Source organism: Pedobacter sp. AC163 (assembly GCF_979258665.1).
The window spans coordinates 4,114,741-4,134,084 of the sequence record NZ_OZ409872.1; the positions used below are offsets into that span (position 1 = coordinate 4,114,741).

18 protein-coding genes are annotated in these 19,344 nt (G+C 37.2%); 5 read left to right on the top strand and 13 right to left on the bottom strand.

The window, feature by feature from the left end; genetic code table 11:
* Window positions 1–2: 2 nt before the first annotated feature.
* Entirely contained in the window at window positions 3–1,025 is a 1,023-nt protein-coding gene (locus tag ACZZZK_RS17745) for an SIR2 family protein (RefSeq protein WP_463485278.1), read from the bottom strand.
* A 732-nt stretch (window positions 1,026–1,757) separates the two neighbouring features.
* Here ACZZZK_RS17745 and ACZZZK_RS17750 point away from each other — a divergent pair.
* On the top strand, window positions 1,758–2,078 hold the full coding sequence (locus ACZZZK_RS17750; protein ID WP_463485279.1) for a JAB domain-containing protein: 321 nt from the start codon (window positions 1,758–1,760) through the stop codon (window positions 2,076–2,078).
* A 34-nt stretch (window positions 2,079–2,112) separates the two neighbouring features.
* A complete protein-coding gene (locus tag ACZZZK_RS17755; protein WP_463486303.1) occupies window positions 2,113–2,196 on the top strand; it encodes a hypothetical protein in 84 nt (27 codons plus the stop codon).
* A 16-nt stretch (window positions 2,197–2,212) separates the two neighbouring features.
* Here the strand turns inward: ACZZZK_RS17755 and ACZZZK_RS17760 are convergent, their stop codons facing one another.
* Entirely contained in the window at window positions 2,213–2,401 is a 189-nt protein-coding gene (locus ACZZZK_RS17760) for a hypothetical protein (RefSeq protein ID WP_463485280.1), read from the bottom strand.
* 133 nt (window positions 2,402–2,534) lie between these two features.
* On the opposite strand from ACZZZK_RS17760, the gene ACZZZK_RS17765 reads away from it, so the two are divergent.
* Window positions 2,535–3,176 (top strand): hypothetical protein, encoded by a 642-nt coding sequence (locus tag ACZZZK_RS17765; RefSeq protein ID WP_463485281.1) that lies wholly within the window; start codon window positions 2,535–2,537, stop codon window positions 3,174–3,176.
* A 750-nt stretch (window positions 3,177–3,926) separates the two neighbouring features.
* On the opposite strand, the gene ACZZZK_RS17770 is transcribed toward ACZZZK_RS17765, so the two are convergent.
* Both ACZZZK_RS17770 and ACZZZK_RS17775 read right to left on the bottom strand, forming a co-directional pair.
* On the bottom strand, window positions 3,927–4,424 hold the full coding sequence (locus ACZZZK_RS17770; RefSeq protein WP_463485282.1) for a hypothetical protein: 498 nt from the start codon (window positions 4,422–4,424) through the stop codon (window positions 3,927–3,929).
* A 5-nt stretch (window positions 4,425–4,429) separates the two neighbouring features.
* Window positions 4,430–7,357: a hypothetical protein gene (locus tag ACZZZK_RS17775; protein ID WP_463485283.1), complete on the bottom strand. Its 2,928-nt coding sequence runs from the start codon at window positions 7,355–7,357 to the stop codon at window positions 4,430–4,432.
* Window positions 7,358–8,675: 1,318 nt separating this feature from the next.
* On the opposite strand from ACZZZK_RS17775, the gene ACZZZK_RS17780 reads away from it, so the two are divergent.
* Window positions 8,676–8,816 (top strand): hypothetical protein, encoded by a 141-nt coding sequence (locus tag ACZZZK_RS17780; protein WP_463485284.1) that lies wholly within the window; start codon window positions 8,676–8,678, stop codon window positions 8,814–8,816.
* A 129-nt stretch (window positions 8,817–8,945) separates the two neighbouring features.
* On the opposite strand, the gene ACZZZK_RS17785 is transcribed toward ACZZZK_RS17780, so the two are convergent.
* From ACZZZK_RS17785 to ACZZZK_RS17825, 9 genes are all read right to left on the bottom strand, one after another.
* Complete coding sequence (locus tag ACZZZK_RS17785) at window positions 8,946–9,842, bottom strand: helix-turn-helix domain-containing protein (protein WP_463485285.1); 897 nt, start codon at window positions 9,840–9,842, stop codon at window positions 8,946–8,948.
* 214 nt (window positions 9,843–10,056) lie between these two features.
* On the bottom strand, window positions 10,057–10,941 hold the full coding sequence (locus ACZZZK_RS17790) for an NmrA/HSCARG family protein (protein WP_463485286.1): 885 nt from the start codon (window positions 10,939–10,941) through the stop codon (window positions 10,057–10,059).
* A gap of 497 nt (window positions 10,942–11,438) precedes the next feature.
* Window positions 11,439–12,689 (bottom strand): sensor histidine kinase, encoded by a 1,251-nt coding sequence (locus ACZZZK_RS17795; protein ID WP_463485287.1) that lies wholly within the window; start codon window positions 12,687–12,689, stop codon window positions 11,439–11,441.
* Window positions 12,686–13,363 carry a response regulator transcription factor gene (locus ACZZZK_RS17800; RefSeq protein ID WP_463485288.1) on the bottom strand — a complete coding sequence of 226 codons (678 nt, stop codon included), beginning with the start codon at window positions 13,361–13,363 and terminating at the stop codon, window positions 12,686–12,688. The genes ACZZZK_RS17795 and ACZZZK_RS17800 overlap by 4 nt, the downstream gene beginning before the upstream one ends.
* A 36-nt stretch (window positions 13,364–13,399) precedes the next feature.
* The gene (locus ACZZZK_RS17805; RefSeq protein WP_463485289.1) at window positions 13,400–14,590 is read right to left on the bottom strand and encodes a DUF3570 domain-containing protein; all 1,191 of its coding nucleotides are present in this window, start codon (window positions 14,588–14,590) and stop codon (window positions 13,400–13,402) included.
* 12 nt (window positions 14,591–14,602) lie between these two features.
* Window positions 14,603–14,836: a DUF4266 domain-containing protein gene (locus ACZZZK_RS17810; RefSeq protein ID WP_463485290.1), complete on the bottom strand. Its 234-nt coding sequence runs from the start codon at window positions 14,834–14,836 to the stop codon at window positions 14,603–14,605.
* On the bottom strand, window positions 14,833–15,783 hold the full coding sequence (locus ACZZZK_RS17815; RefSeq protein ID WP_463485291.1) for an FAD:protein FMN transferase: 951 nt from the start codon (window positions 15,781–15,783) through the stop codon (window positions 14,833–14,835). The genes ACZZZK_RS17810 and ACZZZK_RS17815 overlap by 4 nt, the downstream gene beginning before the upstream one ends.
* Complete coding sequence (locus tag ACZZZK_RS17820; protein ID WP_463485292.1) at window positions 15,770–16,207, bottom strand: thioredoxin family protein; 438 nt, start codon at window positions 16,205–16,207, stop codon at window positions 15,770–15,772. The genes ACZZZK_RS17815 and ACZZZK_RS17820 overlap by 14 nt, the downstream gene beginning before the upstream one ends.
* Before the next feature lie 111 nt (window positions 16,208–16,318).
* The gene (locus tag ACZZZK_RS17825) at window positions 16,319–18,319 is read right to left on the bottom strand and encodes an LTA synthase family protein (protein ID WP_463485293.1); all 2,001 of its coding nucleotides are present in this window, start codon (window positions 18,317–18,319) and stop codon (window positions 16,319–16,321) included.
* 371 nt (window positions 18,320–18,690) lie between these two features.
* Here ACZZZK_RS17825 and ACZZZK_RS17830 point away from each other — a divergent pair, with 371 nt between their 5' ends.
* The gene (locus ACZZZK_RS17830; RefSeq protein ID WP_463485294.1) at window positions 18,691–19,305 is read left to right on the top strand and encodes an RNA polymerase sigma factor; all 615 of its coding nucleotides are present in this window, start codon (window positions 18,691–18,693) and stop codon (window positions 19,303–19,305) included.
* The last annotated feature ends 39 nt before the right edge of the window (window positions 19,306–19,344 follow it).

The window sequence follows — 19,344 nt, forward strand, 5'->3', positions numbered from 1 at the left end:
AATTACTTAGTCTCTTCCTTTACTAATTCTTTGGGATACTGATTGGTATCCAGTTGCCTCGCAAGATTAGAAAACCAGACTTTGTTTACTTCCAGAAAGCTTCCAGCAATAATGATTTCAAGGTTGTTAAACTTGAAATCTGTCAATACTAGTTTGCTGGCAATATCATTTTTTGCATTCAGATCATAAGCGAATACACAAACCAGTAGTGTTGGATTAGAATTGGCTACCCGTTTAGTAATTTCTCTAATATGTTCATCGGCAAATGAAAAACCGAAAACAAATAGCACTGAATTCTCTTTCTCCAATTCATTAGAGTACATTCTTAATAATTCATAAAAAGTATACTGAGTGGTTGTGGTGCTAAATTTATCCTTAGTAGGATTTATTATAACCATTTGGCTATAGGCACTTAGAAATGCGTCTACTTTTTTCGATTTCTGATAATTAACAGCATCGGAAATTAATTTTTTTATCTTCTTCGGTTCACCATTCTCATGATTAAACTCTATGATTAAGTCATTCCCAGGATCTGTTTTTTTGACATTATTTAAAATACTTAAATTTTTATCAAAAATGATTTTATCTTCCTGTGCTTTCCAGGTTACCGATCCATGGAGTTTAAATAAATTGAACAAGGGGATTTCAGCTTGATTTTCGTAATGCGGACTTTTTTGAAAGATACTTTTTCTATAGTTACTCGTTGAAAAGGTCGGATTAAGTTTGCCTGAGAACCCATCGTTATATTCCAGATTTAGGTCTTCGAGTGTCTTGTCCAAGAAGAGATCCATATTTGTTGTAAACAAATTCGCCTGCTTGCCGATTAATGTACTTCTTCTTTTTATCAAAATTATGTTAATTGCACTGAGAAATTCCTGATAGTTTGTTTTAGTATCATTAAGATCTTTTCTATCTCTTAACAATGAATGATTTAATATGTGGATATTGCCTTCAATACCTTTTGTGTAATAATCATTTTTGATTGAAGCTTCTACGATATCCCTTTCATCAGATTTTTTTTCCAATGATAAATCTGTTAAAAGATTTTCAACATTGCCTAATGTTTCAAAGAAATTCCGAGATGCACCTGACCCGATAAGAAAATTTAGGTGGCAGCTTTCGATTATTTTGGTAAACTTATCGATATCCATTATGAGAGTGATTTAGCCTAATCGTAAATATATATCTTTTATTAATATTTCATAGCGAGATTATGTTTCAGCTTAACAAGCTTTTAACACATAATCATTAGCTAATTATTCAAATGTCCATTCAAAATGATAATGATATTTCCCAACTTTGAGTTTATTACTTTTATCTTGAACCTAAAAGTATTAAGACCTCGACTAATTTTTTATTATGGTTGGTGGTGGTTCTTTATATACGATTTTTCATGAGCCCTTGAAGGCCATTCCAAACTAACCCAATTTTATTCCAAGATAAGAATATCCCTATGTACAATATATTAGCTACATACAACTCTAAGCAGATTGTAAAAACTTTTGGATAGCTGCTCTCCCTGAATACTGTTCTTCATTACGATGGGGTATAAACAGACTTTTTTTGACTGACTCTTTATTGCTGCCAAGTTAAGGTGGATGCCCTGGCATGCAAAGGAATTTCCGGCATAAACGCTCCTGTGGCCTTTGCCCTCTTGTCCATTTATTCCGTTCCTCCTTTTGCTTTGGCAGGGCATCACCTTTTTGGTTGCACCATAAATTAATTCAGCAAGATTGTGGAAAAAATTGCAATTTAAGGTGTCGGAAATTCAAGTGAGTTACCGCCCAGGGTTTAAAGCTATGGAACGTCCGAAGGTGACTTCGTCAATACAGGCTTATGAGATATTAAGAAAGGGTTGGAATGAAGATCGGATGGAGCTTTTGGAAGAGTTTAAAATACTGCTTTTAAACAGGTCGAATAGGGTATTGGGAGTTGTAATGGCAGCGAGTGGAGGATTCGCGGGGGTATTGGTGGATCCGAAAGTAATTTTCTCTGTGGCGCTGAAGTGCGGAGCACATGGAATTATTCTGGCACAATCATCCAAGTTGGTAATTGTTGCCAAGTGCGGCCGATATTAATCTGACCGGGAGGTTAAAAGCTGGAGGTAAGTTGTTGGGAATAGAGGTGTTTGATCATCTTATTTTATCTCCCGACGGATATTATAGTTTTGGTAATGAAGGATTGATGCCGGTATAGGTTTTCTTAACGCCTTTTAAATCATTTGCAGGGATTGGGTATCGCTATGGTCATACTTTGCCCTTTCGTAAGCAGAGGCCCGATGTCTTAAGGTGGTTACGAGTGAGATTTCTTCTACTGAGATGGCTTGCGAGCCTTTGGCCAATAGCTTTTCAATGGTCTGCAGTGCAAACTGATAATTTTGATCATTTGTGATGGTTTGCATAGAAAGTATTGTTTAACGATTGGTAATCATTAAGACGTCGGTTTAGGGGGATTGGTTTCAACAAAAAGAAAAATTTATTTTGACCTTTAAAAATGAGTTGGCATAGGTTATCTTATTATTAAAATTAATAAAAATGATTAAAAAATTAAACAAAGGTTTTAAAATGTTTCGTGGGGATTACATTATACCCCCAACTGAATGGCGTGAAGATTTTACCGCGTATGAATATCAGGGAATGGGTAGAAAAAATGCTGCAGGCCTTTTCTTCTTTACAGACTCGATTAAAATTGCCACTGATATAGCAATCCAAAAAGCAAATGATAAATATTATATTACCGAAACTGAGATATCATGCGAATCGGTAGATGTGATCGATTTGTCAGAGTGTTTGCTAATTTATCATGCCCTATTTAGTTTAAATGAAGTGGGTATCGATGTTGCAAATCCTCTATTTAAAACATATTTTGATGCACCACCTCATACGCAAACTTTTGAGAATTTGATAGAGCAATTTAATGCATTTCAACAAAAGGATTTGGGTGTGAAACTAACTGATGTTACTGTAAGCCCACTTAATTATCAAGATGTGAATGCATTCGCGCAACGATTAAGTGATTTTGGTAATGGTGTTGAACTTAAAAAGCAGATTCTAAATCTTGACAATGGAATTGTTGGTTATTGTTGGAGGGAGCAAAATCATCCTGACGGATTGACCTATTGTTTCGTAGATTCCTCATGCTTAACACCTCCGTCTACAAAATGTATAGCTATTTAATCAAGCAATTCTGCTGGTTTTTTGCTTTCACTTTTTTGATTGATGGGATTGCAAGTGTTAAAGGTGATAGCCAATTCTATACACAGTGGTCGGAATTTGATGATTTGCATTTCCAACTTCGATTCTGCCCTGTTCGTTTTTGTTGCTTGCGGAATCTGTTAGATTCCGCTTTTGTTGTTTAAAGAAATTTATCACGTATAGGTTGGTTTTGAGGTATTCACAAAATTAAATTCTTTTATATTCCTTATTTATCGGACATAAGTCTGAAGTAAAGGCTTTTCTGGTAGGGATAGAGTCAGGCTGTTAGTTTTGTATGTTTTATATTCACTCAATCCAGGTTCCCTTTCCTTAAATGGTTTATCAAATTGATATAGCGCCCTAAAGTGAAATTCCTAATGTCAATCAGGTGATTTTGGCAATCCAGCGGGATATTGAAAATAACATTCTGTTGCCTGGTTGGAGATTACGCCTTCGTTGATCAAGCGATTTCGTGTCGGATTGGCCAGTTTAAAAGACAATACGATCCATTTCTAACCTATTATTTATAAGTTTATTGGGGTGGTCAGTTTAGACAGAAACATACTGACCCTAAATTCCGAAACGATATGGTCAAAGCTACCAAAATCTCCACCTTGTAAAAAGATTAGAATACAAAGGAAGCGTCCAGGCAAAAAGGATAACGCCACTGAGCAGTCAGCGGCATTATCAAATTAATTACTGATAGGAGATGAGAATCTTGATTTCCTTAGATTATTTCCCGTAGGATACTCCGATTTCAATTTCTCCATTAGCCGTTAATTCTACAGCTTCCATAAAATTTGCTTTTAGAGAACCACCCAAGCCAATTTTTTGGTTGCAACTTAGACTTTGTATAGTGAAAGTATCTGTACCGATAACAATTGACTCAGGAACGGATTGAAATCCGGCAGTAATAAGGCTTTTCATGAACACCTGAAGAGAGGTTTTGAACCAGTTGTGAATCTCCCTCGCTTTTTGTTTGCCGTTATTTATGAACCCCTCAACCTTAGTGATGATCCGATCTATCTTTTCACGGGTGTATTCTTTTCCAAAAATGAAAGTTTCATGTATTGCTTTTGTGAAATTTTCCCATTCCTCTTCCATTTTACCGAAGATTTCTGCATCTAATATCCCATTTAACGTGTTTTCATTTTGTTTTTTATGAATGTCGTTTACTTTTTTGATAGCAATCTCAATTGCTTCATCATTTATAATTACTGTCGTATACATTTTGATTATATTGGTTTAAAAAAAGTTTGATTTTCAAATAATTCTACACTAACCTCTTCACTAGCTTTAGCACTTTCAAACAAGTACGTTACAATTTGTGTAACAGAGTTTTCATAGCTCGCTGCCACATCCAATCCCGAGTCAAACACCTTTTTCGCTAGCTGCATATCTGAGTAAACAAAATTCAACATTTCTAAACTAAGTCTATCGATAATTTCTGTATGATTTTCAAGATTAGCAGTACATAGCTCATTTACTTTTTCTGCCCATTCGGTAAGATCCATTTCTTGTCCACCTACATCAACAGCTGTCCAGACACTTCTTGTCAACCATTCCTGTGTTCTTATAGTGCAAGGTAGGCCTGAGCTGTTAATTAAATCCTTAAAATACAGGCCGTTATGCGAAGTAAATCTTGAGCGTATAATTGCCTCAACATCAGGCTCAATTGGATTGGAGTAGATTAATCCCGCACTTTGGATTTTAATCCAATCACCGAGTTTGTAAACCAGGTAATGATTGCTGCTGACTAATGATTTTTTTGCCCCTCCCAGAAATACAGCTCTGGTGACTTCAATATATGAGCTGCCATGTTTTTCTACATGCTCGGTTAAGTAGGTGAAATCTTCATTGCTGAGTGCGAATGAGGTTAGGTTATAGGAAGGATTGCCAGTTGTAGAATCCTTTTCCCGAGTTCTTATTAAACAGCAAAGCCGCTTACTCTCTGCCATCAACCAAAATGGCGTCTGTGTAAAGGCTAACGGCATGATTATATTGCGATTAACGAGATCCTCATTCGAAGCAGTTAGAACGAAAGATTTCGCGCTAGTTTTTTCCGCAAATTTTGCAATCTCTTTTGCCAGCTTCTGCGTTCTTTGATGCTTAAAGCGGTCAGAATTGTGGTTTTTACCAATGTAAGTAGATAGTAGTTCTCTGGATTTCTTTTTAATAAAATTTGCCTGTCTACTGCCCATTTTCGCAAGTTCATTCGGATCATGGATTAGTTTTCCATCCATCCAAGTAAATCCCTGCTGATTCGAGCTGTCTCCAGCTTCTATCAAAAATATCAAGTCCGCGGCATCAACATCTGAAATCATTTCCAACCATTTTAGGTGACTCTGGATCGCTACTTCTTTGAACTCATCAGCAGGTATAGAAAGATCCGGGATTAGCTCCTCTCCGGAATAGCGAGTCAGGTGAAGCAAAATCCGAAAAGCTTGGTCGCTCTTCATCAATCTCTTTCCAAGTTTCGAACGCCATTTTTTCACAACAGCTCTGACTGTGAAATATCCCGGAAGATATTGCTTATGGTAGCTGGTCAGGTAAGGTCGTAAAACATATCTCCCCGTCTCATTTAATGCCTTACTGTAACACCTCTCCAGCTTTTCTCGTTGAGCCTTGCCAGCATTAATAAAACTTGCCCGATCCTTAATAGCAGGATCAGGGATAAAATCTACAAGATTGCTCATTACCGAAGTCATTGGAGACTCGATTTCACTGTCTACCGTCGGGTCGTCAGTAAATTCACCATAAAGGGCAAGCCCCTCAAACCATGGGGTCCAGATCTGTTCATATGTCTTTATCTTACTTTCAATTACTGCTGAACGTTCAGTGAGTGCCAGAATATTCAAATCTGCACCCATCAATTCTGCTGGCCGTCCCTTAGCTATAAAAGCCTTGAAGAGTGAATCATTGTGTCCGGAATGCCCATAGGCAAGTAACAGTGACTCCAGGTCTACTAACGTCCATCTCATGATGTCAAGTGTTAATCCGACAGTTCCGAACAAACTGTAAACATGAACAAGCTCATGTTTTAGATTGAGCAGCATCGAGTCCAAATCTTCTTCTTTTAGGATCGATTGCCCGTGAGGTATTGAATTTAACATCTTAGAGTAATTGATTGCCCAAGAATTAAAGTTTACCATCAATTCTTTCCTTGTCGGTAACAAATTGAATCTAGCATCAGCCATCTCAGTGATGTATGGAATGGAAATTTCACTTATGTTCTTAAACCAGCTAGCTGACGCGCCTTCCCATATTGGAAAGATAAAGACCTGCAAATCTGGCAAATGTTTTGGTCTTTCGATACCAGGGATCCCAAAATATAAGTAGCCTAAACTTGACAGATATCCATATGTTTTTAGGAGGTAGAGTATATTATCCAAAAAGAATTCGCCTGCATTGTAGTCTTTATCTTTTTGATATTTTAATATGATATAACGCAATAAGCCCTCTAGGGAATCATAGGCAACAAGTTTTTGCTCTTCATCATCTTCTGCATATTCACACAATACATTAACAGTTTGGGCTAAAAGAACTGAAACATCTTCTTCGATATAACGATACGCCAGACCAATAGCATCTTCGCACAATTTTAGCGTAAATTTCTTATCATAATCTTTGCAAAATACTATCGCTGTAAGTAAGGTTCCTACCGCTTGCTCGCTTTCATAATCTTTATCGAGGTAACGAGCGATGTTCGCTAAAGTGGTACCAACTATCTTGGAGCATTTCTTGTTTAGCGTATTATTTGTATTCAGATCGAGCAGGGCGTTGAAACAATTGATTCCCTCAGTAAGTAAGTATGCATCTTTGCCGCTTCGATTTATCCAGAGTTCATCAATGAGAAATAACATGTCCTTCAACAATTTGACAAAACTGGCATTATCACTTGCCTTGTGAAAATGTGGCATCAGGTCCATAAGGACCTGATTGACAAGTTGTGTGTTTAGTGACTTGGTAACGGTAAATATATGGTAGACCACATTGGTATCGAGCAATGCAGCCTGAGCTATCCATTCATCGTAATTTTTCAATTCAGTCTCTGTTGGGCTAGCGATTAATGCAAGCGATTTATTTAACGTTTTGAGTGCATCTTTTTGAAGATAGTTAGCAAATTCCTCAATAGGAACACTGACAATTTGTGGTTTTTTCATATTTGGAGCGTTTATACCAGATAATTAGATTATAAGTAGAGTAAGTAATAGATATCGCTAATATAAAATATAATCAAATTAGTCCGAAACGGATCTTAAAAGCGACCATGTAAAATTTATTCAATTAAGCAGTTGCAAATTGTATTTGGGTGCACAAACCAATTCATTTGACCCCCTTTCGCCAATTCACTAAAATGCAGACAAACAAAATTTTACAACAATTTTATTTCAGGTGAGACGGGTCAATGTACTTAGGTTTATCCAGCCAATGACGCAAAATCTCAGTAGATAGCCCCATTTGTTGCTTAAACAGTACTTGCCACCAATGTATGCGCGAAGGAGTACCCCGGCTCCAATAATTGTCACTAGGGTCTTGATGAGAGGCCCCAATCGGTATTGCTCCCTTATAAAAACGAATTTACCCCTATGCTGAATAAACCAACTTATTTGACCCCTTTGCACCAATTGTTAATTATTTTTCAAATGCTCTAAAAATAGTGTGCTGTAATATACTTTTACTGGCGAGATGGGGGTCAGTCTACTACGATTTACCCAATGCGTGTCCGTTGAGTTTATTAGAGTTAGGTCGAATATACAGGTTATTCGCATTGATAAACTCATTGTCGCAAGTATAAGTTTAAAGGATCAGATATGACCTTTTACCTGCATTTGGGTTTTCTAATCTTAAGTTCCAAAATGACTTGATTAATCCTAGCGGAATCTCCAATAGAATTCATCGGTGCGTCCTTATCAATGAAAAAAGGCACAACTAATCTCATTCATATTTGCCAAATTTTTGTGTTTTATATTTTTAGTACAACGGTTGCCACTTTTCCGAAAAACTAGATTTTTATATAAATCCTTTGCTCTTTAAGTCATCGACAATTGGCCCAAGCACCTGTAAGAACGCACTTAAGTGTTCAAAGTATTCCTCCGAGAGGGCACAATCCCTAGACATTACAAAAGATTTTTGCAATTTTTATCTTGAAAGTTTAAAGTTATTGATGTAGATCAGAACCATTGGGAATTACAATCAGCTATTTCGTGAAGGGTATTAATTGTTTGATATGTAGACCTCGAATGCTGAAATTTTACTGTTGATTAATATATTCATTATCAGGTATTTATCTCATATATTTAACAGACGTTTAAAGTCTTTAGGTAAAAGTCTGACAGTTATGTCCTTTGGAACTCAAATCCTATGAGAATAAAAACCAGTTTCTCTTGCAATAAAGCTGGTTTTTTCTTAATTTTAAGATAGAAACCAAGGGTAAAAAGTCTGACAAAAGTCTGCCAAATACCTCTTAAAAGTAGCGAAATGAGAAAAGTAAAACCCCTCTCAGAGTATCAAAAAGGCATCTACGGAGAAATATTAGGCGAATTTTTCAATCCGATATTCTCCACTACATTAAATCAAACCCTTAAATTAAGTTTTAAGGGTTTTTCTTATTTAAATTAGTTTGTCAATACTTTCGCAAATTCAAAAACCCCGAATTATTATTTTTGAATAGGGAATAAATAGACGCTTTAATCAGACTCAGTTGGATCCAGTTGCCATGCTAACTGTCTGAGTATACTTTTTCCTCCGTTAATTCATAAACTGGTTCCGAAATTCGGATGGGGTAATCCCGACAGCTTTTTTAAATAGTCTAGAAAAATAGGGAGGGTTTTCAAAACCAAGTTGGAATGCAGTCTCTGATATGTTGATGTTTGTACTCATCAATATGTTTTTCGCTTCGAGGATTAACGCCAGGTGGATATGGTCTATGGCGGTCTTACCGGTTTCCTGTTTCAGTAAATCACTTAGATATCCTGCAGATAACGATAACCTGGAAGCCATATATTTTACAGTTGGCAGTCCATGGGCTTGCAGATTTCCGCTCTCAAAGTAAACTTTTAGTATATCTGTAAACTTAGAAATTATTGTGCCTGATAAAACAGTCCGATTCAAGAACTGCCGATTATAAAATCTCGATGAATATTTGAGAATCGACTCAACATAGCCTATCATTATTTCTCTACTGAGATTATCCTGGTTGTTGTAATATTCCTCACGTAATTTATTAAAGATAGCCCAAATGGTTTCTTCTTCTTTAGGAGACAGATGCAGTGCCTCATTGGCCTCATAATCGAAGTACCCGTATTTTTTAATCGTAGCATAAAGCGGATGGTTGACCAGGTAATCTTCATCTATAAAGATGATGAATCCATTCTCTTCCAATTCAATGTTATTCATCTGTATGATTTGGTTGGGTTTCATAAAGAACATAGAACCGGTATCGCTATCATATTTTGTCTTTCCATACATTAGCGTACCAGACTTCACCTTTTTCAAAGCAATCTTATAAAAACCTAACGTGAATTCTGAGTAAACAAATGCGCAGTCTCTTATTTCTTTAAATGTTAATACCCCAAGCAATGGATTTTCTGGTGGAGGAAATCCATTTGTTTTGTATACTTCAGTTATAGTTTTGAAATGTTTCATGTATTGATGCAGAAGTTACGATTTATATCTAAATTAAGTTATCGGTCTTTGCTATTAAATAATATTTAAATAAATCCATGTGACTCCAATATTTGATAGCTCTAGACTAACCAGACAATGAGTTTTATTAGAACTATTGCCTGGATGTTTTAAGGCTTGCTTATTATTTGAGAAGCCTCTCAGTGTTATATGTTTTGGTATCTAACCTGTCTTCCTAACTATTTTGATTTATCCATTCCTCAAAACTTACATATTTACTAGTAGCTATTTCTTTGGCAAATTCTATTCGTGAAGCGGAACCCGGGCCCATATAGGTATATTTTTCACAAAACCCAAACATATCTGCTACCCCTTTTCCTCCTTCCATAAGAGTTGAAAATACTGCGCCTGAGAGCTGTGAATAGCTATACACTTTACCGTACTTTTTGTAAGTCGAGATAATATCGTTAAAACTGAACAATTCTGTTGCCAATGTAAGGTAATTGCCATTGCCTGCTTTTTCTGGCTGCGAAAATGCGCCTGCCACAATTTTCCCCATATCGTTGATGTCTGACCAATGTACTACTTCTTTTGTTGGATCTAGTGGTAGCGCCCAACCAATTGTGCCGTCTTGCTGCTGTTGTGGTGCAAGCCAAGATGCAAGATTTTGGAAATAGAATGGAGCTTCTACAAATGTTGAGTACCTAAATCCCGCATTTTTCACTGCATCATCTACCTTTGATTTGTTTGTAAAAAAAGGAACGTCGAATTCACCATTGCTAATTGATTCAACATCAGGAAGCGTGGACCAAACAAAATGCTCTATTCCCACTGCCTTTGCAGCTTCGACGGCATTTTTCCCCTGGCCAATTTCGTCTGCACCTCCCCAATAGTTGGTTACTACAAATACGCCGTAAGCATCATTTAAAGCTTCCTTTAATGACTGCAAATCGGTCAGGTCTGCATACACTGCTTCATGCGCCTTGCCAGAATAATTTTCTGGATTACGTGTTAGTGCTCTCACATTAAAAGAGCCTTCGTTTGCAAGAATTTTTACTACGCTTGAACCTTGTGAGCCTGTTGCTCCAATCACTGCTATTGTCTTTTTGCTATCTTTCATTATTCACACTTAAATTATGAAACAAAATTAGGATATGAGCTCTGCTTCAAATTATACAAATCAAGGAAGAAAGGATACATTTTAAGGATAAGTTATTGAATGCGAAATCAAAAATTTTCGGATTTTACTCTATCAGTAAAAAATAAATAGATTGGGCTGGAAACAAGGGACATCGTATAACGCAAAACAATAATCCCATATGAGGTGATTTTTTTAAAATTAAGATAAATCGTAAAGTGAGAAATAAGGGGGCATAGCCTTTAACCCTTTCAGATGGATTTGGTGGTTGAGAATTCAAAAAACTCAGCCGGACACTTAAATTGTGAATATAAAATCGCTTTTAGATATCGTTTGGAGACAACAATTTATGAGCTATCAAATGCCAATCTTATCAAATGTTAGCTACAATGTACCTACTTAGAGCCTGTTTATCATACTTTCCAAAAAAAGTAACAGTCAATAACTGGTGTCTTACCCTGATCTAGCTATAATTAGCTTTAAAAATCAAGACAGAAAGTATGTTTGCCATCCTGATGGCTGTACGAGATTTTAAATTTATGGAGCAAAGCAATCTGTTTCACAATGGCCAATCCAAGCCCCATTCCTTCAGACTGCATTCCCTTGTAAAAACGCTCAAATGCATGTTGCGGGTCAATAGCGGGAAGAGTGCTCGTGTTGGTAATCTTGAGCTTATCCTTAGTAAGCAATAGGTGGATATTACCGCCCACGTGGTTATGCCTGATTGCATTTCCAATAAGATTATCTATCAGCGTTTCGGCCAAAAATTTACTCATCAAAAGCGTTTTCTCATCCAGTTCAAGATTGAATGAAATCTTCTTGTTATGCAACAGTTCTTGAAAATAGCCTATCCTTTCCTCAATTACATTTTTTATATCAACTTCTTGCTGGTCTCTCAATAGGTTATTGTCAATTTTTACCAATAACAGCAACGATTGGTTCAGCTTAGTGAGCTTCGAAGTCGCCTTATAAAGTTCGTGTATATCTTTACCCTGCTGTTCGCTAAGCTCATCACTCTGGAGCATCATTTCAAGTTTAGAGTTGATTACCGCAATCGGTGTCATCATTTCATGTGAAGCATTTTCGGTAAAAAGCTTAATCTCTCTATATTCTGACCGGATGCGTTGAGAAATTTCTGCTATTGCATTATTTAGTTCTCTAAATTCTAAGATGGGAGTTTCAACTTGCCTAAAGTTATCCTGTTGATTGAGATTAAATGATTTTAGGTTAAGAAGGAGTTCATTAAATGGTTTCCAAAGTCTTGCTATCATCATGCGGTTTACCACTAAAAGAAGCACAAAAAGGGCAGCAACCGGAAGCATGATGCTTAAGAAAATGCCCTTTATTTGTTCGCTATGGGCAATTTTTGAAACAATAACCGTTACCCTAACTGGCTGCCCATTTAAAAGCAAATCTTCTTTGAGATACCTTGCTGATTCCCTGATTTGTTTTTTTGGGTTGAAAAAAGCAGTATCTGCAAAATGCTTTTTGATGGATATTCGTTGGATTTTTTGATAGTCTACTACCAGGTCTTTAAAAATTTCGTGTGCATTGTCGGAATTTATTGAACGGGCATTTTCCCTTACTTCCAACTGTTCCTCTTCAAGATAACGGTCTACCTGTTGATTAAGGTATCGACCCATTGTAAGGTAGAAGAGATAGCCAATCATGCAGAGACCAAAAAATGCCGTCGCTAAAAGAATTTGATTGTATCGGGAAAAAAGCTTCATTGATCGGTAAATTTATATCCTACGCCATAAACAGAATGAAAATAATCCTTTGCACCGGCATCTACTAGCTTTTTACGGATATTCTTGATGTGAGTGTAAATAAAGTCAAAACTGTCTGCCATATCTGCATGATCGCCCCATATGTGTTCCACTGCGGCAGACTTGGCGATTACTTTCGATCTGTTAGCTACAAAATATATCAATAAATCAAACTCTTTTCTGGTTAAACTGATGCCCTTACCGTTTACTTTAACTTCTTTGGCTTGAATATCAATGGTTAGCTCATTAAATACTACAAGATCACTTCCATTAAAGGTGCGCCTACGGATAACCGCCATGATCCTTGCGCTAAGTTCTGAAAGATGAAATGGCTTAATAAGATAATCATCCGCCCCCAGGCTAAGGCCTTCTATACGTTGATCAACCGAATTTCTTGCGGTAATAATGATGACGCCATCTTTCCGCTCCATCTTTTTAAAATCGGCCAGCAATTTTAGCCCATCACCATCTGGTAAGGTAAGATCCAACAAGATACAATCATAACTGTAAATGGCGGTTTTTTGCGCAGCCTCAGCAAAAGTTTTAGCTTGGTCGCATACGTTACCTTCTGCCATCAGGTATTCGATAATGTTTGTCCGTAACGTATGCTCGTCCTCTATAACCAGTATTTTCATGTATGTTGAAATTGCTACAAGATAGCTAAAGTAGCCTTATTTGTATTTGATGTTCAATGAAATAATATCCGAACTCATGTTAATGTTTTTAGCATAATGCCCATATCTAATTTCGAGCATGCTGAAATGTTGCATACCCCATACGCCCTTCGGTGGGGCGAAGCGAATACCTGCACCATAAAAATTACTGTTGAACTTAGATAAATCATAATTGCTGTTATAATATTGATCTGCCGCAGTATGCGTTTGAAACGGAGCGAAATATTTGGCTGCCGTTTGAGTATAATATCTATAGAAAGGGCTAATCGAGAAGAAGGAATTGATTTTGATAGGCACTTCTATGTCCGCGGTGTGAGATTTAAGTCCCCAGTTATCGGTATAATAACGGTAGTAGGTTTTAATAATCAGGTTATTGCCAATAAAGTAGTTTGCCCTAAAACCCAGCGGGATTTTAAGCCTGCTGTCTGGAAGATTTTCCTGGTGCACAGTGTTATCTTTAAAATAAACCCTATGAAAAGGAAGACTAAGATAGCCATTCTGTTGCACCACATCTGCCAGCAACATCACATGAAATCTTTCATTAATAATTTGTGAGTATGATAAAGAACCTGCAAATGTATTTCGTGCTGCCGATCCATACTGCTCATGGTCCATCGTATTTGTTCTCAGTTCAATTGGCTGAATTAAAGTAACTTGATCCAGGTAAGTTTGCAATTTAGCAGTAAACTCCCCACTTTTGTCCTTGGTTTTGGTAGAGAAACTCACGTTACCACCAAATGATTGGTAATCGAATTCTGTTGATGAAGAAAGACCGAATGCTAAAGTGGTTCCTTTCTTTTCATTTTCAATGTTCCAGCTTAACGAAGGATAAATTCTGGTATCGGCATGGGAGGCAGAAGAGTTTGCCTGAAGATCGATCATATCCGATGATGCGGAAGTATAATGATCGATCCCCACTTCAAGACCAAAAGTATGTTTGCGTGATTTAGCATCATATTTAACCATTTTTACATCAAATACGTTGGCAATATCAGTGAGTTTTTGTGAGCCGATACCGCCCGTGACGGCAGCATTGTTTCCATCTTGTGTATAATAACTTGAAACTAGATTTACCTCATCCAGTTTAAGTTTTCTGCTCTGAAAACCAGTACTGTCTTTTGGTGTTGTTTGGGCAAAGGAGTGCAATAATGCGAAAACAGCCGCTGCAGTTAAAAATATTTTTTTCATGTGTTTATCTTCTTAATTACATCCGCAACCACCGCCGCTTTTTCCCGAATTTGCGCCCGAAGCACCTTCCCGGTATCCTTGAAAGCTGAGCTCAGTCTTCTCAATCTTCCTATTCCCTAGAATCATTTCTGCATCGTTTAATCTGTTCTTTTGATATTCTTTAACTGTTGTGCAGGAAGGTACAAAGAGCAATACACCAAGTGCCATTGCTACCACGAGCATTCGTTTGATCAATTTTGCTTTCATTTTAGGTTGATATTTTTACTGGTATAGATTTTATTATTGTCGTCTACAATGATGCAGCCCAGGTAATTAATTTGGTTGATCATATCCAAACCTGCTGAAATCCCCATTACGGTAACTGGAGTCGCCATGGCATCGGCTATTTCTGCATTTGGACTAATAATGGTTACGCTTTTTATGCCGGTAACTGGAAGGCCGGTTTTGGGATTAATGGTGTGCGAATACTTTTTGCCGCCAATATTTACAAACTTTTCATAATTGCCAGATGTAGCAACTGCCATATCGGTTACGTTCAAATAAGAAAATGGGGTGTTTTTATGATCTGGGTCAACAATGCCAATTGTCCATGGATCCCCATTGGGCTGTGTGCCCCAAGTGGTGAGGTCGCCGGAAGCATTTACAATTCCAGCGTCTACTCCTTCTTTTTTTAACAGAGATTTTGCCATTTCGGCCGCATAACCTTTTGCTATTCCTCCAAAACCTATCCGCATTCCCTTTTCTTTAAGCATTACGGTATTATTTTTAGGATCAAGAATGATGTTTTTATAATTGATCAATCTCACCATTGATCTGGCCGTTTCGCTATCGGGAAGACGTGTCATGGTACTATCGAAATTCCATAATTTCCTATTAATAGAGCCGTAAGTAAGATCGAATGCACCATCTGTAATTGCTGATATCCTTATGGAACGTTCTATCAACTGATAAACTTCAGGGTCAACTTTTATCCGCCCAATTCCAGCTTGGCTATTAATTTGATTGGTTTGACTATTCTCATCAAACGTGGTGAATAGTTTTTCAATTCTTTTTATTTCATCAATCGCCAGCCTGATCTTTTGCATTGCCCAATCTTCGTTGTTTGCAACCACAGTTAGCTCAAAAGTATTTCCCATCAAGCGCTCTGTAAGTTTGAAAGCTTTAGGGAGCTGTAATTCTCTATCTTTTTGCATCGCAGATTCTTTGAAGCTCGTTTGCAAATTCACCTGCAGTTTGATTTGGCAACCCATCATACGCTTTGAGTACTTTTCCATCCTGATCCAGAATTACTGTATAAGGAAATTTCCCCATTGGGTTATATTTATCAGCCAACATTTCGTTCTGCTTTTTAATCGGTTCCGCAGGCTGTTTTTTCTTGTTTCTGGGAAAATCTGCATTAATCATCACCAGGTTTGCTGTTGCCATTTTTATAAATCCCTGATCAGCAAAAATTTCACTATGCATTCTAATACATGGGCCGCACCAATCCGAGCCCGAAAAATTCAGGAGAATAAGCTTGTGCTGCTCTTTAGCGTTTTTCTGAGCGGTTTCAAAGTTCTGTTCCCAAGGTATTGTCGATGAAATCGCAACGAGTGCAATAAATAGTAGATTTTTCATAATTGATTGTTAACGTAAGCTTTCTCCATAGGCTTTAACCGACAAATTTTGCATTGCCAAACGCAATGGCAAGTAGCGTTTTCTGTTGTTTTAAGGATATATGAGAGAGATTTATTGATGATATCCGCCACTTGAATACAAGTAAGACGCCAACTGGTAATTCGCAATGGCCTCATCTGTTAGCCAACTTTCAGAAGGGATTAATTTGGAAGCCCCGGTTTTGAAATTCGGCGTATACGTGGTTGCTTTCCTGTTTGGATCTAAAATGATAAGTTTGTTGTTCTTAATATATCCTAAGCTCTGATAGGTACTGATAAACGCCCTTTGCTGCTGGTCTTTCATTTTAAAAACATCCCGGCCGAAGAACTTACTTTGATAGCTAAAGTTGAGCAATCCTAATATTGAAGGCCCAATATCGATCTGTGCCACAAGTTTTTCGAATTTGCCAGGCTTAATATGTGCTGGTGAATACATAATCATTGGAATATGGTATTTATCAACTGGAAGTTCAACTTTTCCGGCACTTGATGCACAATGATCTGCAACGATGACGAAAAGTGTATTCTCAAACCAGAGTTTAAGTTTTGCTTCTCTGATAAATCTTCCAATCGCGTAATCGGTATATTTTACGGCGCCTTCTCGCCCGGTGTGTGATGGAATATCAATGCGGCCTTCCGGATAAGTGTATGGCCTGTGGTTAGAAACCGTCATGATGTGCGCAAAGAAAGGTTTTTTGCTTTTGTAATCCTTGTCCAGTTCCCTGAGCGAAAGTGTAAAAAGGTCTTCATCGGCAACACCCCAGGTATTTTCATAATGGATTTCCTTTTCACTCAATGCATTTCGATCAGTGACTTGATAACCATTTTGAGAAAAAAATTCGTTCATATTATCAAAGTAGCCATAACCGCCATAGATAAACCTGCTGCTGTAGCCTTTAGATTGAAATACACTGCCCAATGTAAAGAGGTTTTTGTTGTTAGGGCGTTTAACGATAGATTGCCCTGGAGTTGGCGGAATGCAAAGTGATAATGCCTCCAGGCCACGAACCGTTCGAGTACCTGAAGCATATAAATTGGTGAACAGCAAACCCTCTTTTGCAAGTGAATCCAGATTGGGTGTGATGCCTTGCGTATTGCCATAACTTCCCAGGAATTCTGCACTCAAACTTTCTACGCTAATCAGGATGACGTTCATTCTCTTTTCAGCCGAATCAGCTTTGATATTCCTGATGGTGTTGCGGTCGCTTGAATTAACAGGTAAAAAATCAAGATCTTTTCTGATGATAGACAAGGCTTTTTCCAGTGGTATAGTCTTATAAAATGTATCGTAATCTAACTGGTTGTGCCAAAAGGCAAAGCCAAAATCGTACATGCCATTGCCCGAAAGTTCATTTACATATTGATTGCGACTGTGATTTTTCCAGTTATGGCTAACTAAAAAGTAAGTCGCAATCGGAGCGATAAGAAATAGCAATAGAAACTTTGAACGCTTTGCAAAATGCATTGGAATAAGGGTAGATTCCCACACTTTTTTCCTTAATAAGTAAGTGATAAATGCTGAAAGGACAAGAAGGATCGTTAAAATGGGAATAACAGGGTACGACTGCCTGATATTTCCGATAACTTCAGTAGTGTAAACCAGGTAATCGACCGCAATAAAGTTATAGCGTACCGAAAATTCTTCCCAGAAAATCCATTCGGAAATTGCATTAAAAATAAGCGTGAATATTACCACAAAAAAATAGGCAAGGATTAATATCTTACTTATTTTTTTGCTGTACCATCTCGATGGAAAAATCCACAGATAAAGAATAAGGGGGATTATTGCATAAGAAGCAGCTGCCAGATCATAGAATAGGCCAATAAAAAATACCTTGATGAGATTTGTTGAACTCCATTCAAAAGATGCCGAGGAATAAACTAAGAGCGAAATCCTGGTCAGCAGCGAAGCGGTGCATAGCAAAATCACAGCAAGTAGTACAGGTCCAAATCTGTACTGAAATAGACTATTTAATTTTTTAAAAATGTTCATTAGTTTGATATTCATTCTGGCCGAAAGGCCAAAGCTATCATCGAATTCTGAAGAGATCCTGAAGTTTATATACTTCAACATTATTGCAGACGTTAGCGTACAACTTTTAAACACCTTTATCTTGTGCGCCTAAAATTCCATATTGTAGTTTAAAGCAAGTTAGTAGCCGAGCTTTTCTTGTGATAAACAAATTAATGACCTGTTAATCAGGTGTTAATTTTGTTGTTGGAAGAGTAATCTGGTGACAGAGGAGCTAGTCACTTATTCCTGTAGAGGATATTTCTTTAAATAGTTTTCATATAGTCTTAACACCCGCGATGTAACTTTGAATCTAAAATAATTTTTATAAATTTAATAATTGCCGCTAACTTGTAGAGTTAGATAGACTTATATCATTTAATTTAATCTAGATGAAATAACGTCAAAAATTGTTGTCAGTATACTCTTTATTAATGGAAAAGTTGAACCAAAAGGTGCATGTTATTTCTGATTTTGATTTAGTGGAGAGGCTAAGGTTTGGCGATGAGGTGGCTTTTGAGATGTTGTATGATAGATACAAAACACAGATTGCCCAGAATTTATTGAGGTTATTAAAATCGGAGTCAATGGTGGAAGATCTGCTGCATGATCTTTTCCTCAAAATCTGGGAGAACCGTTCCCAGTTGGATCAGAATCTTTCCTTCCGTGCCTATCTTTATCGTATAGCACATAACATGGTAATCGATTTCTTTAGAAAGGCAGCGAAAATCAAATCTTTCGAGAAGCATTTAGCGGTAAATCAGAATTTAAGTTACACCCATATCGAAGAAATATTCGACGATCACCAAAAAAGAGATTTTCTAAATAAGATACTGGAAAGTTTATCTCCGCAAAGCCGGTTGGTTTTTAAGCTTTGTAAACTTGAAGGGAAATCATACGAAGAGATCAGTAATTTGTTAGGGATTTCTGTAAATACTATAAGTAATCATCTTGTAAAAGCAAATAAGCACATTCGGGCTCAACTCTCCGGCTCATCCTATTTCCAATGTTTGATCGCAATTTTGATTGCTTCAGCAGTTCGTTTTTAAGGCCAATAACAACCTTCTTAAAAAAAAATATTTTATACT

What these genes read in the sequence shown, in the direction of transcription:
- ACZZZK_RS17820 (WP_463485292.1), bottom strand. Translation starts at nt 16,207, where the DNA reads ATGAAAAATCTACTATTTATTGCACTCGTTGCGATTTCATCGACAATA.
- ACZZZK_RS17790 (WP_463485286.1), bottom strand. Translation starts at nt 10,941, where the DNA reads ATGAAAGATAGCAAAAAGACAATAGCAGTGATTGGAGCAACAGGCTCA.
- ACZZZK_RS17760 (WP_463485280.1), bottom strand. Translation starts at nt 2,401, where the DNA reads ATGCAAACCATCACAAATGATCAAAATTATCAGTTTGCACTGCAGACC.
- ACZZZK_RS17775 (WP_463485283.1), bottom strand. Translation starts at nt 7,357, where the DNA reads ATGAAAAAACCACAAATTGTCAGTGTTCCTATTGAGGAATTTGCTAAC.
- ACZZZK_RS17780 (WP_463485284.1), top strand. Translation starts at nt 8,676, where the DNA reads ATGAGAAAAGTAAAACCCCTCTCAGAGTATCAAAAAGGCATCTACGGA.
- ACZZZK_RS17810 (WP_463485290.1), bottom strand. Translation starts at nt 14,836, where the DNA reads ATGAAAGCAAAATTGATCAAACGAATGCTCGTGGTAGCAATGGCACTT.
- ACZZZK_RS17825 (WP_463485293.1), bottom strand. Translation starts at nt 18,319, where the DNA reads ATGTTGAAGTATATAAACTTCAGGATCTCTTCAGAATTCGATGATAGC.
- ACZZZK_RS17830 (WP_463485294.1), top strand. Translation starts at nt 18,691, where the DNA reads ATGGAAAAGTTGAACCAAAAGGTGCATGTTATTTCTGATTTTGATTTA.
- ACZZZK_RS17795 (WP_463485287.1), bottom strand. Translation starts at nt 12,689, where the DNA reads ATGAAGCTTTTTTCCCGATACAATCAAATTCTTTTAGCGACGGCATTT.
- ACZZZK_RS17815 (WP_463485291.1), bottom strand. Translation starts at nt 15,783, where the DNA reads ATGCAAAAAGATAGAGAATTACAGCTCCCTAAAGCTTTCAAACTTACA.
- ACZZZK_RS17805 (WP_463485289.1), bottom strand. Translation starts at nt 14,590, where the DNA reads ATGAAAAAAATATTTTTAACTGCAGCGGCTGTTTTCGCATTATTGCAC.
- ACZZZK_RS17770 (WP_463485282.1), bottom strand. Translation starts at nt 4,424, where the DNA reads ATGTATACGACAGTAATTATAAATGATGAAGCAATTGAGATTGCTATC.
- ACZZZK_RS17800 (WP_463485288.1), bottom strand. Translation starts at nt 13,363, where the DNA reads ATGAAAATACTGGTTATAGAGGACGAGCATACGTTACGGACAAACATT.
- ACZZZK_RS17785 (WP_463485285.1), bottom strand. Translation starts at nt 9,842, where the DNA reads ATGAAACATTTCAAAACTATAACTGAAGTATACAAAACAAATGGATTT.
- ACZZZK_RS17765 (WP_463485281.1), top strand. Translation starts at nt 2,535, where the DNA reads ATGATTAAAAAATTAAACAAAGGTTTTAAAATGTTTCGTGGGGATTAC.